Genomic DNA, 13,935 nt, shown 5'->3' with positions numbered 1-13,935 from the left:
GGCGCCCCTGCTGCTGCGGCTGGGTGCGTGGCGTCATTTCTGGCGCCATCCCAGCGTGACGAACCCCGCCCGGCCCTGCGTGTTGTACGGGTAGGCGAGCTGGTAGTTCTTGTCGAACAGGTTTTCCACGCGGGCGGCGACGAACCATTGCTTGTCGATGTTGTAGCGGGCGTTGAGGTTGACGATACCGTATCCGCCCAGCGTACGCGACCCGTTGTCCAGGCGCGACGACGACACCAACCACTCGCCGCCAAAGCGCCAGTTGCCGAAATTCCGGCCGGCATCGAACGACGCGTGACGCCGCGCGCGGCGCAGCAGCTGCGTATTGTTGGTTTCGTCCACCGGGTTCTGGAACGTCACGCTGGCGCCGAGGTCCGTGCCGAGCACTGTGGCGCGCCACGACGCCTCCACGCCCTGCACCTTGGCCTTGTTGACGTTCTGCGCCAGGAACAGGCCGTTGGCCTGCTGCGTCGAGACGATCAGGTCGTTGTAGCGCGTCTCGAACGCCGTTACGCGCAGCAGGCCGACGCTGGCGGTGTCGACCTGTACGCCCAGCTCGGCGGACTTGGCGCGCTCCGGCTGCAGGTTTGGCTGGCCGAAATTCGGGAAGTAGAGCTCATTGAACGTCGGCGCGCGGAACGCGTTGCTGACGTTGGCAATCAGCTTGACGGCATCGGTCACGTTGAAGCCATAGCCGGCAAAGAAGCTGCCCTGGTTGCCGAAATCCGAATAGTGGTCGTTGCGCGCGTTGAGCTGCAGCTGGTGGCGGCCGATGCGGCCCTCATACCCGCCATAGACGGAGAACACGTTGCGCGATGGCGCGGTGTACGAACTCGAGTTCAGCTCCTGCTGCAGGTAGTCCGTGCCGAACAGCAGCGTATGGTTGGCCGTCAGCGCGTATTCGTTCTGCCAGTTGAACTGGCGCGTCCGCGTGCTGAACAGGCTGTCGAACAGGCCGTTCTTGGTACCCTCGCTGCGGTCTTCGCTCTGGGCGATCTTGAAATGCGTGGTCCAGTCCGGCAGCAGCTTGCCGTTGACGAAGGCGGAGAGCGTATAGAGCTCGCTGTCCATGCGGAAGTCGTCGGTCGGCTTGCCGCTGGTGCTGTCGTACGACAGCTGGCTGTTGGAGTAGTACGCGGCCACGCCGGCGTCCCAGTCCTTGGTGAACTTGTGCTTCACCTGGCCGGAAACGCTCTTGTTCTCGTACGGGTTGTCGGCCGGGTTCGGACCGATATTGCGTGCGGCGCGCGTGGGATTGTCAGCATTCCATTGCGCGGCATTGATCGAGGAGAAGCCATCGGTCTTGAACATCGACCCCGTCACGTTGAACGAGGTATCGCCCACCTGGCCGCCGTAGCCCACGGTCCCCTGGCGCGTGTTGTTGCTGCCGTATTCGACCTGCGCGTTGGCGGCGGGCGCCTGGCCCACGCCGTTCTTGGTGAAGATCTGCACCACGCCGCCGATGGCGTCCGAGCCATACAGCGCCGACACGTTGCCGCGAACCACCTCGATATGGTCGATCTGGTCCGGCAGGATATTGGCCAGCTGGGCCGTGCCGCCGCTCACCCCGGCAATGCGCACGCCGTCGATCAGGATCAGCACCTGGTTGGAGTTGGCCCCGCGCATGAACAGTGTGGTGTTGGCGCCCATGCCGCCGGTGGTGGCGAATTCCACGCCGGCCTGGCCGCGCAGCAGCGAGCGCAGGTCCGGGGCCTGGGAATTGACGATGTCGTCCTGCGTGACCACCGTGGTGTGGGGCAGCGCTTCCGTCACGGATTGCGATGTGCGCGACGCGGTGACGACCACCGGCGCCAGCGACGGTGCCGCGGGCGCGGACGTGCGTGCGGCCTTGAGGCCGGACGTTGACGCGGGCGTCGATGCGGACGTCGATGCGGATGTGGATGTGGTCGCGGATGCGGGTGCAGCCGGGAGTGCCGGTGAGGATGCCGATGGCGCCTCGGCCGTCGGCACGTCTTGCGCGTGGGCGGCCATGACGGGCATGGCAAAGGCGGCGATGGCCGCCAGGATGGCGGGCACGGACGGACGGACCGACGGCATTGCCGCGACGGTCGACCTGTAGAGCGTTGAACGCATGATGCAGGATGGAAGAGAACGGCCGGGCCCGTTCCCCCGCGGGCCATGTGGCGATGAGGCGAGCCGCGTGGGGCGGTCGCCCGCGTTCAGGCCGGTATCCGGGCTGGCGACATCAGGTCGGCCGCCTTCCCGATGCACCGTGTACGGTGTGGATCAGTGGCGTGTTGGCCGGCCCTGCGAGGGCGCCTCCCGGCTCCATCCGGATTCTGTGGGATGCTGACGTGTGGCGCGTGTTCGCGGTCGCTTACCGTTGCGGGGGCAGCACAGGTTGGCCTGCCCCGACGTGGCGTCGGCGCCTGGCTTCCTGTTTCCCGTTGAACTGCAGCCCTGATCAGGGTCTGCTAGCACCTGGAACGGCGCGAGTGTAGGGAGTTTCAAAGTTCGCGTCAAATGCGGCACGGATGCTGCGGCAATCGCCCCACACGCCGGAAGAACTACGCCATTCGGTGCTGTTCCATGCAACTTCCATGCGACAACGGGGTCAGAACCCGCTCGTTGACGACGTGACCGACCACGCATCGGCTAGAATCCCGAAACCTGACCCACACTCCCACCGGACACGACAGGCACTATGCTCAACGAACTCGAACAACTGGCCGCCAAGATCGGGCGCGTGCTGCATCATGCAGACACCCTGGCGGCGGAAAACCAGCGGCTGCGCGCGGAGATCGACCGCCTGCAGGCCGAAGCGAGCCAGTTGCGCACGGACCGCGAAGCCATGGCGGCCGACCGCGAACTGCTCAATATCAAGATCGAGGAAGCCCAGCTGCGCATCCAGTCGATCCTGGACAAGCTGCCCACGGCCAGCGATGCGCGCCAGCTCGACCTGCTGGGCGACAGCGCCACCAGCGCGGCGGCGGATGGCGCGCACAAGGCCCCAGGAGAACACGCATGAGCAACAAGCAAGTCGAAGTGAACATCGCTGGCCAGCCCTATCGCTTTGCCATTGCGCCGGACAACGAGGCCGCGCTGCTGGAAGCGGTGGCCCTGGTCGACAACCAGATGAACAAGCTGCGCGGCAATGTCTCCGCGAAAGGTGTGGAGCGCGTGGCCGTGATGGCGGCCATCAGCATCGCATCCGACTTGCTGGCCATGCGCCGCAAGCAGGAGGAAGACGGCGCGATTCCCGTGGACGCGGTACGTGCGCGCATCCGGGAGCTCAACGAACGCGCCGATGAAGCACTGCGCCAGTACGCGCACGTGGGCACGGGCACACGCGCGCAAGGTTAAGCAAGGAGAACGCGGGGCCTTGAATTGCGTGGACGCGGCCACATATGACGTCCATGTGAAGCCGATGCCGCGCACCCTATCAGCGTTGTGGAAAATGTAACGACGCGGCAAGTCGAACTTGGTATGCCAGTCGACGCGGTGTATAGTGTAGCCAGACTGCACGGAGCATCGCAGGTGCAGCAAAAAGGTCGGGTTATCGCGCCCGGCCGCCGTTTTCATCCCATCCTAGTTAGAAACGGCAAACGTCTGACATCACTCCCGTCCCGTACGTGGTGTGAACCGAGAGTCAGACGTTTGACAGTTTCCCTGCCTGGTTCGTGAGGGTCATAAACTCCTTGAACCGATATGCATTGCATGGTGCGGGATTATGTCGTGTGGGCGAGCGCGTCGCCGCACTCACAGTCTGGGCCAAGCTTGGACTCCCTGAGTGGGTGATGTACCCAAAATACGACTTCCGCAGCCACTCTGAACCTCACTTGGGTTCAGGATGCCGACCCAGCGGCCGAGGCGGGGACCCCTCAGAAGGCGGTGGTTTTCACGAACCACCGCCTTTTTTTATGACCATCGTTTCATGAACACCGATTCATGAGCGCCGTCGTACTGACCGACTGGTACCGTGACGCCTCCCAACGCCCAACGCGCCCGCCAGTACTGGCTGATGAAGTCCGAACCGGACGAAGCCAGCATCGATGATCTCTCCGAGCGGGGCACGCTGCCCTGGACCGGTGTCCGCAATTACCAGGCGCGCAACTTCATGCGCGACCAGATGCGCATCGGCGACGGCGTGCTGTTCTACCACTCGTCCTGCCCCGAACCCGGCATTGCCGGCATCGCCGAGGTCTGCTCGCAGCCCTACCCCGACCCCACGCAGTTCGACGCCAAGAGCGACTACTACGACAAGGCCTCCAAAAAGGAAGACCCGCGCTGGTCGCTCGTCGACGTACGCTTCGTGAAGAAGAGCGCGCTGATTCCGCTGCCGGCATTGCGCGAACACGAGGCCCTGGCCGACATGGTCGTGCTCCGTCGCGGCAACCGGCTTTCCATCACGCCGGTCACGCCCGCGGAGTGGCGCTACATCACCGAGCGGCTGATGAAGTGACTGGCCGGATATGCATCCTGTCCTGATTCCCGGGCTGCTGGTCCTGGGCGCGTTCACCGGCTTTTGCGCCGGCCTGCTGGGCGTGGGCGGCGGCATGCTGATGGTGCCGTTCCTGACGCTGCTCTTCACCGGCATGCAGTTTCCCGACGCCGCCATCGTTCACATGGCCATCGCCACGTCGATGGCTACCATCCTGTTCACGTCGCTGTCCTCCGTGCGCGCCCATCACAAGCGAGGCGCGGTACGCTGGCCGATCGTTCTGGCACTGGCGCCGGGCATCCTGCTCGGCGGGCTGATTGGCGGCGGCAAGATCTTCAGCGTGCTCAAGACCGGATGGCTCTCTCTGATGTTCGCGGGATTCGTCGGCTTCTCGGCATTGCAGATGTTGCGCAGCCGGCGGCCACCCGCGTCACGTCAGTTGCCGGGGCCGGCGGGCATGGTCGGCGCGGGCTCCGTCATCGGCATGGTGTCGAGCCTGGTCGGTGCCGGTGGCGGCTTCATCTCAGTGCCCTTCATGACGTGGTGCAACGTGCCGATTCACAATGCCGTGGCCACGTCCGCGGCACTGGGCTTTCCGATCGCACTGGCCAGCGTCGTTGGCTACGTGTGGGGCGGCTGGAACGAGACGGGCCTGCCGCCCGGGTCGCTCGGCTTCGTCTATCTGCCCGCGCTGGCCGTGATCGCCATCGCCAGCGTGCTGACCGCGCCGCTGGGCGCGCGGGCGGCCCACAGCATGGATATGGGCGTGCTGCGCCGGGTCTTTGCCGCGCTGCTGCTGTGCCTGGCCACCTACATGCTCTGGAAAGCCTGGCAGACCTTCTGATCCGTTGAAACACCCGGATACAGTCGCGAAGTGTCCCATGCGGAACGAAGCGCGAGGCGATGCGTCTGATTGCCATCACTTTGATCGGGAGAACAATATGAAGAAACTGCTTGCTGCCTCGCTGCTCAGCACCACCGCCGCAATAGCATCCGCGCAGACCGTGCCGCCGCCCTCTGGCGTGCTGTCCCTCTCCGCGCAGGCCGCGACCGAGGTGCCTACCGATGTGGTCCACCTCACGCTGGCTGCCGAACAGGAGGGCGCCGAGCCGTCAGCCATTTCGTCCGCACTGTCGGCACGTACGCAGGCCGTGCTGGCGCAGGCCAAGCGTACCGCAGGCGTGGAGGCCCAGTCGGGTGGCTTCACGATCCATCCGAATACCGATCGCAACGGGCGCATCAGCACGTGGCGCGGCCGCTCGGAAATCGTCCTGCAGTCGAAGGACTTTGCCGCCGTGTCCAAGCTGGCCGGTGAGCTGGCCAACCAGATGCAGGTGCAGAACGTCGCGTTCTCGCTGTCCCGCGAGGCCCGCCAGGCGGCGGAGACGAAACTGGCCGACCAGGCCGTCGCCGCATTCCGCGACAAGGCGCAGGCCACGACCAAGCTGTTCGGCTATGGCAGCTATTCGATCCGGGAAGTGTCGGTGAACGAATCCGGCGGCATGGTGCCCCCGATGCCGCGCATGTATGCGGCCAAGGCGATGTCCGCCGATGCCGGCGCGCCGATTCCGGTGGAAGGCGGCAAGACCCAGGTGACCGTATCGGTCAATGGGTCGGTTCAGATGCTGAAGTAAGAAGTCGGCGCGCAGACGCGCGCCCTCCGCGGGCCACAACACTCCTCGCTCAGCCGTCATGACGACCATCGTTGTCATGACGCGCATCCCCGTCCGGCTATCCACCGCCTCTGGCAGTGGAGCCGGCGCAGCCTCTCACCCGCCCCTTGCGGGTACCCCTCGTCGACCCATCCCGACTCCCCATCGGTGCTCGACATCTCCATTGCTCATTGCCCGCACCCCAGCCTAATTACGCGCTTTATGGAAGCCACGATGCCAACCTGGCAGGTATAAGTGGCCTATGCAAAACAGGGCATTCGGCCACCTTGCGACGGCATCCACACGCTTCCGGACCCATGCCACCAGCGGTTGCTTGCGCTCATCCGAGGAAATCGTCAGTCATGCTTCGCGTCTCGTCTCAAAGCCCCGTATCCCCTACCGCTCCCCACGCGCGCTGGGCTACTGATATCCGGACGGGGGAAGCCCAACACCTTCGATATCTCGATGCACTGCTGCATGGGGAACCCGTCAGCCGCCGCCTGGAAAATAGTCAGCTTGCCCGTGCCGAGCTCCTGACTGTCTATATGCCGGACTATATCGATAGCCAGACCACGCTCGATCTGGACGACCAGATTGAAATGTTCAACAACGCATCGGCATTCCGGCGATGTCTGTTTGTTGACTGGTATGCCATCAGCGACTACGGCGAAGCCGGATATGTCGGCATCAATCGACTGGTGAGGGACTACCCGGAAGGCGCTTTCGATAACGCCGTAGTCGTGCAGCTGACCCGGGCCTTGATGCACCAGATCATGGTGGAAAAAGCGAACAATACCCACCACTGCGACGACATGCTCTACCGGGGCGAAACCAGGAAACTGGCCGACATGCTGGAGATCGAGGAAGGAACGAATATCACCTTTCACGCCTTTACCAGTGCATCCGGAAGCGATGACGTGGCGCATTCGTTCCGTGCCGAGCTGGAATATCTCGGGCCTGACGTAATCAACGTTCTCTATGAAATAGAGCGCACGACAGCTCTTGCCGGACCCAACATTACCGACTTGCTACGCGACGGTGAGGAGGAAGTCGTGTTCCTGCCATTCTCCCGCTTCACCGTCACCGATGTCGCGTATTCGGAAGCAACCCGATCCATGACGATTGGGCTCAGGACTTGCGACGTGGATATGCATGAGTGGGACCAGCAGCTGGCCTCTCTTTTCTGAGCAGGTTTCGGAGGCCTTTCCAACGCATCCTGCGGCGAACCCCATGCGCCTGCATGGAATTCGCTGCGAGCCATGTGGCGACAGTTTTTACAGCGTCGCGAAGTGCTGGCGCAGCACGTTCTTCTGCACCTTGCCCATCGTGTTGCGCGGCAGTTCATCCACCACGTGCACGCGCTTGGGTACCTTGAAGTTGGCGATGCGCCCCTTCAGCGAGCCGATCATGCCGGCCTCGTCGATCTCGGCGCCGGGCTTGCGCACCACCACCGCCACCACCGCCTCGCCGAAATCCGCATGCGGTACGCCGATCACGGCGGACTCCGCCACCCCCGGCATTTCGTCGATGAAGCTCTCGATCTCCTTCGGGTACACGTTGTAGCCGCCAGAGATGATCAGGTCCTTGCTACGGCCGACGATCGTCAGGTACGTGTCAGGCACTGCGCGCTCGCCAGCCTGGCTGACGAGCGCGCCGCCAAACCGGCCCACGTCGCCGGTCTTGAACCAGCCATCGGCCGTGAATTCCTCTGCCGTTTTCTCCGGCATGCGCCAGTAGCCCTTGAACACATTCGGGCCCTTGACCTCCACATTGCCGATGACGCCCGGCGCGCAGGCATGGCCCTCGCCGTCCACCACGCGCACCGAAACGCCCGGCAGCGGCATGCCCACAGTCCCGCCGATGCGTTCGCCCAGCGCCGGCTCGTACGGATTCGACACCAGCATCACTGTCTCGCTCATCCCGTAGCGTTCCAGGATCGTATGACCGGAGCGCTCACGGAATGCGTCGAACGTCTCCAGCAGCAGCGGCGCGGAACCCGACACGAACAGCCGCATGTTCCGGCAGGTCTCCTTGTCGAAGCGCGGTTCCTGCAGCATGCGCACGTAGTACGTGGGCACACCCATCATGACCGTGACACGCGGCAAGAACTTGAGGATCTGCGCCATATCGAGCCGGGGTGCCCAGATCATCTTGGCGCCGGCCAGCAGCGCGCCGTGGGAGGCGACGAACAGGCCGTGCACGTGGAAGATCGGCAGCATGTGCAGCAGCACGTCGTCGCTGCGCCAGCCCCAGTACGCGTGCAGCGTCTGCGCGTTCGATGCCAGGTTGTGGTGCGTGAGCATCGCACCCTTGCTGCGCCCCGTGGTGCCGGAGGTATAGAGGATGGCCGCGAGATCGTCCTCCGCCATGTCGACGGTGCGGAACGTGTCAGGCTGCGCGGCGGCACGCTGCAGCAGCGATCCGGTGCGGTTCTCGTCCAGCGTGAACACGTGGGCGGTGCCGTGGCGGAAGGCCACCTTCGACACCCAGCCAAAATTGTTGCTGCTGCACACCACCACGGCCGGCTCGGCATTGCCGACGAAGTAGTCGATCTCCGCCTCCTGGTACGCCGTGTTCAGCGGCAGGTACACGTAGCCGGCACGGAGCGTGGCCAGGTACAGGAAAAGCGCCTCGGGCGACTTCTCCACCTGCACCGCCACGCGCGCGCCAGCGGGCAACTTCAGCGCGGTCAGCAGGTTGGCCAGCTTGGCCGTGGCGCGGTCCAGGTCCTCCCAGGTGTAGTACAGGCCGTCATGGGTTTCGATGCAGCATGCGGTGCGGTCGTCCGGGAAACGGGATTCGAACAGGGCGAACAGATTGGCGTTCATGGTACGGATCGATGAAATGAAGATGCCGGGATTGCTGGCGGCGCCGGGCGTCGGTTTGCCCGGCCGGCCGCCATCTTACTCCCCGGTGAAATCGGGCGGCCGGTGCGCCAGGAAGGCGGCCACCCCCTCGGCGTGATCGCGGCTGCCGGCGTAGGCGAAGTGCGCGTCAAGCTCGGCCTGCGTGAGCGGTGCGGGGTCGGGCGCCAGGCGGCGAATCGTCGCCTTGTTGATGCGGGCCGCCAGCGGCGCGCCGGCGCAGAGCCGTTGCACGGTGGCGGCCACTTCGTCATGCAAGGCAGCCTCCGGCACCACCCGGGTCAAAAGGCCCTTGCGCTCGGCCTCGGCGGCATCGAACACGCGGCCTTCGAGCAGGATTTCCAGCGTCACGGCCCGGCCGGCCAGGGCCAGCAGGCCGCGCAATTCGCCGGGTGCCATCGGAAAGCCAAGCCGGTTGATCGGCACGCCAAAGCGGCTGCCGGCTGCAGCGATGCGCAGGTCGCAGTGGCAGGCGATCTCCAGCCCGCCGCCGACGCAGACGCCCTCGATCATCGCCAGCGTGGGATGCGGGCAATTCGCGATGGCCGTCAGCGCGGGCGCGATGATATCCATGTGGTAGCGGCGCAGCGACGCCTCGTCGCCCCGCACCACCGGAAACTCGGCGATGTCGGCCCCTGCGGCAAAGTTGCCGTCAGTCCCGCGCACCACCACGCAGCGCAGCGCACGATCCGCCGCCAGCCCCGCGAATCCGGCGGTCAGCGCCTGCCACATCTCCGCCGAGATCGCGTTGAGCTTGCCGGGATGCGACAGCGTGACCGTGGCCACGGCCCCGTCGCGCGCGAACGTGACAGTGCCGCTCATCAGTCGATCTTGGCGCCCGAGCGCTGCACCACGTCCGCCCAGCGCTTGATTTCGGCGTGCTGGAACTGCGCGAACTGGTCCGGCGTGAAGGCCGGCGTATCCGAACCGTTCTGCAGCCAGATCTGCTTCATCTCGGGACTGTTCAGCGCCTTGGTGGTCTCGGCGTAGAGCTTGTCGACGACATCCTTCGGCGTGCCCTTCGGCGCCCACAGCGCGTACCACGTGGACACCTCGTAGTTGGGCACCCCTGCCTCCGCCGCCGTCGGCACGTTGGGGAACGCCGCCGATCGCGTCTTGGAGGCCACCGCCAATGCCTTGATGCGGTTCGCGCGAATGTGCTGCGCCGAAGAGCCCAGGCCGTCGAACATCATGTCCACCTGCCCGGCGATCAGGTCGGACAGCGCCGGGCCCGCGCCCTTGTAGGGAATGTGGGTGATGAAGGTCTGCGTCTGCAGCTTGAACAGTTCGCCCGCCAGATGATGCGCGGACCCGTTGCCGGCCGAGCCGTAGTTCAGCTTGCCGGGATTCGCCTTGACCAGCGCGATCAGTTCCTTCAGCGTGTTGGCCTGCACCTTGGCCGGGTTGACCACGATGACCTGCGGCGGCTGGGCAATCACGGTGATGGGAACGAAGTCTTTCTCGATGTCGTAGTCGAGCTTCTTGTAGAACGACGGGGCAATCGCGTGGTGCGCGCCGCCGATGAAGATGGTGTAGCCATCGGGAGCCGCCTTGGCGGCCAGGCTCGCGCCCAGCGTACCGCCCGCGCCGCCGCGGTTGTCGATCACGAACTGCTTGCCGAGCTGCTTGGAAAGCTGTGCCGTCAGCGGACGCGCAAACGCGTCAGTGCCGCCGCCGGCAGGGAACGGCACGATCACGGTGACCGGCTTGCTTGGCCAGGTATCGGCCTGCGCGGCCGGTGCGTACAACGACCCCGCGGCACCGGCTGCCACGCCGGCGACCACCCCACACACGCGCGCAAACGCGGTCAGATTGAACTGACGACGATTCATGTACTGTCTCCTCTCTCTACTGGATGCGGAAAGTCAATCGAAGTACTGCAAACCACCCGACAAAAGTAAAACCTTGCCTGGCGTTATCCGTGCCCGACCCACGGGTCACAGCAGCTTTGCCACCGCTCTGCTGATGCGGGGATTGCCATCGCCAAGGCGTGCCAGATTGTCATCCAGCGCTTCTGGCTCGTAAAGATAATTCACCATCATCCCGCAGGACTGGGTGCGGCCTTTTTTCGACAGATCCGCACCCCAGTTCAGCCGCTCCACGCAGGCGCCATTGCCCAGGTGAAAACGCGCCACCGGATCGGCTGGCTGGCCCTTTCCGCCCGCGCGTACCAGGTAGTGCGCAGCCAGCGTCAGCGCGGTATCGCGCACCACCGGTTCCTCCGCATCGGCCAGCAGCGCGGCCAGCCATGCGGCACCATCCGCCGGTGCTGCGCCGAGGCGGTCCGCCCAGCGCGACAGCCGCTTGTCACCCAGCACGCGTGCAATCGCTTCGCCATCCTGCTTGCGGAGCCAGTCGGCAAACCCCGGGATCGGTGACAGCGTGGCGAATTGCTTGAGCTTCGGAAACTCGCGCTGGAGCTCTTCAATGACACGCTTCAAGAGGAAATTGCCGAAGCTGACGCCGCGCAGGCCAGCCTGCGTATTGGAGATGGAATAGAAGATGGCCCACTTCACGCGACGCAGGTCTTCCAGCGGCGCGGCTTCGTCGAGCAGCGCGTGGACGTTGGCGGCCATCTCGGGAACGAAGGCCACCTCCACGAAGATCAGCGGCTCGCGCGGAATGCGCGGGTGGAAGAATGCGTAGCAGCGGCGATCGGAATCGAGCCGATTGCGCAGGTCGGTCCATGACGAGATTTCGTGCACGGCCTCGTAGCGAATCAGCTTTTCCAGCAACGATGCCGGCGAATCCCACGTGATCGGCTGCAGCTCCAGCAGGCCGACGTCGAACCAGTTGGAGAACAGCGCCTCCAGGTCTTCGTCGAGCACGCGCAGGCCCGGCACCCGCTTGTGCCAGCGCAACATGTCCGCGCGCAACTGGATCAGGAAATGCAGCCCGCAGGCGCTGTTGCCACGCTGGCCGTGCAGTGCCGCGAGTCGCTTGAAGAATCGGATGCGTGCATTGGACAACGCTTGCGATAGCCCGGTCGCCGTGGCCGGCTGCGCTCCGGCCGCATCGCTGCCGGCAGCAACTTCCGCCAGCACGGCGAGCATGGCCTGGCGCACCGGTTCGCCCGCCGCCTCGTATTCGGCCTGCCAGCTTTGCGCGGCGGCGTTGGCGGCGCCATCGGTCAGGCGTGCGTCGAAACACTGGCGCAACTGCTCGCGCTGACGCTTGATCGCACGTGTGGAGAGCGTCTCAGGCGTGCTCGCCTTCGCCGGCTTGCTGGCGTTCGCATCGGCTTCGCCCTTGCGGCTCCACCAGCGTCCAAAGCGGGAGAGCAGTGTATCGCCGGCGGGCTCGGTGGCCTCCAGCGGGGCGCTGACTTTCTGTTCGACGGGATCGAGGGCGCTCATGAGATGTCCTGCGGTCAACGAGTTAAGCGAGGGATGCAAGCAAAGCGAGTCGGGCGGATCCGCGGATGCAACGCGTGCGGCAAACCGGCCATCGAAACATGACGGACACGGGAATCAATGGGGCTGGCTCAACCCTCCCCCGCCAGCCGCAGGCGGCTACGGATAGTGGGCGCCTCGTGTACCGCTGGCGGCACCGGCACTGGCGCGGGGTCCGCCTGATCCAGCGCACGCAACGCGCCGCGCTGGCGCAGCACGTGGGTTTTCATCGACACCTCGGCACCTTCCGGGTCATGCGCCTTCAGCGCGGAGAACACCGACATGTGTTCCGCGCACGATTCATGGATGCGCCCCTGGAGCTTCAGGCTCTTGTGCCGCGACAAGCGCAGCACCTTGCGCAGATCACTGACCACGCCGGACAACCAGCGGTTGCCCGCCAGTCGCTGGATCGCCTCGTGGATCTGGTAATTGGTTTCGTAGTAGGCATCGATGTCGCCGGCTTGCGCGTAGCGCGCCAGTTCGGCATGCAGCCCTTCCAGCGCGTCCAGATCGGCCTGGGTGACATTGCGGGCGGCCTCATAGGCGCAGCGTCCTTCCAGCAGCGCCATCAGCGGAAATATCTCGTCGAGGTCCTGCTCGGTGAGCGCGTTGACAAAGCAGCCACGCCGCGGCTCCAGCCGCACGAGACCTTCGGCCGCGAGGACCTTGAGCGCCTCGCGCAACGGGGTACGCGATATGCCAAGCGAGGTGGCCAGCGCCACTTCATCGATCCAGGCACCCGGCATCAGCGAGCGGTCATCGATCATGGCCCGCAGCCGGTCCGCCACTTCCAGGTACAACGCCTGCTGGACGATACGCATGAGGGCTCTCCACGCCGGAAGCACTGCGGCCAGGCGGCGATTACGCCGCAATAATTCATAATTATGGAGAACGGTGTCACCGGATCAAGTGCTTTCGATGTTGCAAAGCGGCAATTGGCCACAAACCTGTGGCGCGCGGGCATCGATCGATGCGCGAACGCGGCGCTTGCCGTGGCAGAAATGATACGAAGGGAATCAACGAGGTGCGGCGGACGATCCCCTGCCTCCCTGCAGAAGACCGCCCGCGCCTGAAAGAACCGCTATCAGACGTCTCATCGTCGGCCGGCAAGACCGGTCGCACGTGGGTCAGAGTTGACATGCCGGGCACTGGCCCCGTGCCCCCCCTGTCAAAAGCGTCCGGCTGGCGGACGCGGGATTTCCCGCTGGCTATCTCTTTTCCGTTATCGGTAGCGCCCCATGCATCGCCCGTGCATGTCCTGCCCCCGGCGCTCCCGCTGGCTGGCTTTGCCTGGCCCGCCTGTTCTTGTAACAGACTTAAAAGCGAGGACCGTGCCAGACCCGGCAAGTCATTGATTCCATTAAGGGGGATGATCCGAGACTTGTTACAAGATGGCAGCGATGTAACAGGATGTTTCTCCGTCGTTACGACCTCGGCTACGCTATCGATCGCAGCGAATGCCGTCCATGCCCGGTCCGGGGCCCGCTTTGTGATCCTTTGCCGCTACAGCGATGCGACAATGTGTGGCGCGAAGCACTAACGCGCCGCTCCAAACGGTTGCAAAAACGAAACAAGGGCAAGCCATGCCCGAATCAGGGAGAGGTCAATCATGCAATGGGATTCGC

Annotated in this window: 12 protein-coding genes, 1 other RNA gene and 1 riboswitch; of the genes, 7 read left to right on the top strand and 6 right to left on the bottom strand. The window is 64.7% G+C overall.

All coding sequences use genetic code 11. The annotated features are described in order from the left end of the window. Positions 1-33 precede the first annotated feature (33 nt). On the bottom strand, positions 34-2,094 hold the full coding sequence (locus tag AC1DOX_RS10720; RefSeq protein ID WP_441615873.1) for a TonB-dependent receptor plug domain-containing protein: 2,061 nt from the start codon (positions 2,092-2,094) through the stop codon (positions 34-36). Positions 2,095-2,166: 72 nt separating this feature from the next. After that, a riboswitch (cobalamin riboswitch) is annotated at positions 2,167-2,461 on the bottom strand. A gap of 204 nt (positions 2,462-2,665) precedes the next feature. Between AC1DOX_RS10720 and AC1DOX_RS10715 the strand changes: the two genes are divergently transcribed. The 7 genes from AC1DOX_RS10715 (at position 2,666) to AC1DOX_RS10685 (ending at position 7,241) form a co-directional block, all read left to right on the top strand. Beyond that, a complete protein-coding gene (locus tag AC1DOX_RS10715) occupies positions 2,666-2,989 on the top strand; it encodes a hypothetical protein (protein ID WP_441615872.1) in 324 nt (107 codons plus the stop codon). Next, complete coding sequence (locus AC1DOX_RS10710) at positions 2,986-3,324, top strand: cell division protein ZapA (protein WP_092135069.1); 339 nt, start codon at positions 2,986-2,988, stop codon at positions 3,322-3,324. The genes AC1DOX_RS10715 and AC1DOX_RS10710 overlap by 4 nt, the downstream gene beginning before the upstream one ends. Positions 3,325-3,624: 300 nt before the next feature. Then, a non-coding RNA gene (gene ssrS, locus AC1DOX_RS10705) (6S RNA) lies at positions 3,625-3,842 on the top strand. 140 nt (positions 3,843-3,982) lie between these two features. Beyond that, positions 3,983-4,423, top strand: coding sequence for an EVE domain-containing protein (locus AC1DOX_RS10700; protein ID WP_092135485.1), 441 nt, complete (start codon positions 3,983-3,985; stop codon positions 4,421-4,423). A gap of 10 nt (positions 4,424-4,433) precedes the next feature. Further along, positions 4,434-5,246 carry a sulfite exporter TauE/SafE family protein gene (locus AC1DOX_RS10695; RefSeq protein WP_441615871.1) on the top strand — a complete coding sequence of 271 codons (813 nt, stop codon included), beginning with the start codon at positions 4,434-4,436 and terminating at the stop codon, positions 5,244-5,246. 97 nt (positions 5,247-5,343) lie between these two features. After that, positions 5,344-6,036 (top strand): SIMPL domain-containing protein, encoded by a 693-nt coding sequence (locus tag AC1DOX_RS10690; protein ID WP_441615870.1) that lies wholly within the window; start codon positions 5,344-5,346, stop codon positions 6,034-6,036. A 380-nt stretch (positions 6,037-6,416) separates the two neighbouring features. Next, positions 6,417-7,241, top strand: a complete 825-nt coding sequence (locus tag AC1DOX_RS10685) for a hypothetical protein (RefSeq protein ID WP_441615868.1) — start codon at positions 6,417-6,419, stop codon at positions 7,239-7,241. An 87-nt stretch (positions 7,242-7,328) separates the two neighbouring features. Here AC1DOX_RS10685 and AC1DOX_RS10680 read toward each other — a convergent pair whose 3' ends face one another. The 5 genes from AC1DOX_RS10680 to AC1DOX_RS10660 form a co-directional block, all read right to left on the bottom strand. Next, positions 7,329-8,882: a malonate--CoA ligase gene (locus tag AC1DOX_RS10680; protein WP_441615866.1), complete on the bottom strand. Its 1,554-nt coding sequence runs from the start codon at positions 8,880-8,882 to the stop codon at positions 7,329-7,331. 75 nt (positions 8,883-8,957) lie between these two features. Continuing rightward, positions 8,958-9,740: an enoyl-CoA hydratase/isomerase family protein gene (locus AC1DOX_RS10675; protein ID WP_441615864.1), complete on the bottom strand. Its 783-nt coding sequence runs from the start codon at positions 9,738-9,740 to the stop codon at positions 8,958-8,960. Next, complete coding sequence (locus AC1DOX_RS10670) at positions 9,740-10,750, bottom strand: Bug family tripartite tricarboxylate transporter substrate binding protein (protein WP_441615862.1); 1,011 nt, start codon at positions 10,748-10,750, stop codon at positions 9,740-9,742. The genes AC1DOX_RS10675 and AC1DOX_RS10670 overlap by 1 nt, the downstream gene beginning before the upstream one ends. A 105-nt stretch (positions 10,751-10,855) precedes the next feature. Then, entirely contained in the window at positions 10,856-12,274 is a 1,419-nt protein-coding gene (locus tag AC1DOX_RS10665; protein ID WP_441615860.1) for a malonyl-CoA decarboxylase domain-containing protein, read from the bottom strand. A gap of 128 nt (positions 12,275-12,402) precedes the next feature. Beyond that, on the bottom strand, positions 12,403-13,131 hold the full coding sequence (locus AC1DOX_RS10660) for a GntR family transcriptional regulator (RefSeq protein WP_441615858.1): 729 nt from the start codon (positions 13,129-13,131) through the stop codon (positions 12,403-12,405). Positions 13,132-13,935 lie beyond the last annotated feature (804 nt).

It is taken from the genome of Cupriavidus sp. 01L415, assembly GCF_056400065.1.
This window is presented reverse-complemented; position numbering and strand designations above follow the sequence as displayed.

What these genes read in the sequence shown, in the direction of transcription:
- AC1DOX_RS10680 (WP_441615866.1), bottom strand. Translation starts at nt 8,882, where the DNA reads ATGAACGCCAATCTGTTCGCCCTGTTCGAATCCCGTTTCCCGGACGAC.
- AC1DOX_RS10660 (WP_441615858.1), bottom strand. Translation starts at nt 13,131, where the DNA reads ATGCGTATCGTCCAGCAGGCGTTGTACCTGGAAGTGGCGGACCGGCTG.
- AC1DOX_RS10665 (WP_441615860.1), bottom strand. Translation starts at nt 12,274, where the DNA reads ATGAGCGCCCTCGATCCCGTCGAACAGAAAGTCAGCGCCCCGCTGGAG.
- AC1DOX_RS10695 (WP_441615871.1), top strand. Translation starts at nt 4,434, where the DNA reads ATGCATCCTGTCCTGATTCCCGGGCTGCTGGTCCTGGGCGCGTTCACC.
- AC1DOX_RS10670 (WP_441615862.1), bottom strand. Translation starts at nt 10,750, where the DNA reads ATGAATCGTCGTCAGTTCAATCTGACCGCGTTTGCGCGCGTGTGTGGG.
- AC1DOX_RS10720 (WP_441615873.1), bottom strand. Translation starts at nt 2,094, where the DNA reads ATGCGTTCAACGCTCTACAGGTCGACCGTCGCGGCAATGCCGTCGGTC.
- AC1DOX_RS10710 (WP_092135069.1), top strand. Translation starts at nt 2,986, where the DNA reads ATGAGCAACAAGCAAGTCGAAGTGAACATCGCTGGCCAGCCCTATCGC.
- AC1DOX_RS10685 (WP_441615868.1), top strand. Translation starts at nt 6,417, where the DNA reads ATGCTTCGCGTCTCGTCTCAAAGCCCCGTATCCCCTACCGCTCCCCAC.
- AC1DOX_RS10700 (WP_092135485.1), top strand. Translation starts at nt 3,983, where the DNA reads ATGAAGTCCGAACCGGACGAAGCCAGCATCGATGATCTCTCCGAGCGG.
- AC1DOX_RS10690 (WP_441615870.1), top strand. Translation starts at nt 5,344, where the DNA reads ATGAAGAAACTGCTTGCTGCCTCGCTGCTCAGCACCACCGCCGCAATA.
- AC1DOX_RS10675 (WP_441615864.1), bottom strand. Translation starts at nt 9,740, where the DNA reads ATGAGCGGCACTGTCACGTTCGCGCGCGACGGGGCCGTGGCCACGGTC.
- AC1DOX_RS10715 (WP_441615872.1), top strand. Translation starts at nt 2,666, where the DNA reads ATGCTCAACGAACTCGAACAACTGGCCGCCAAGATCGGGCGCGTGCTG.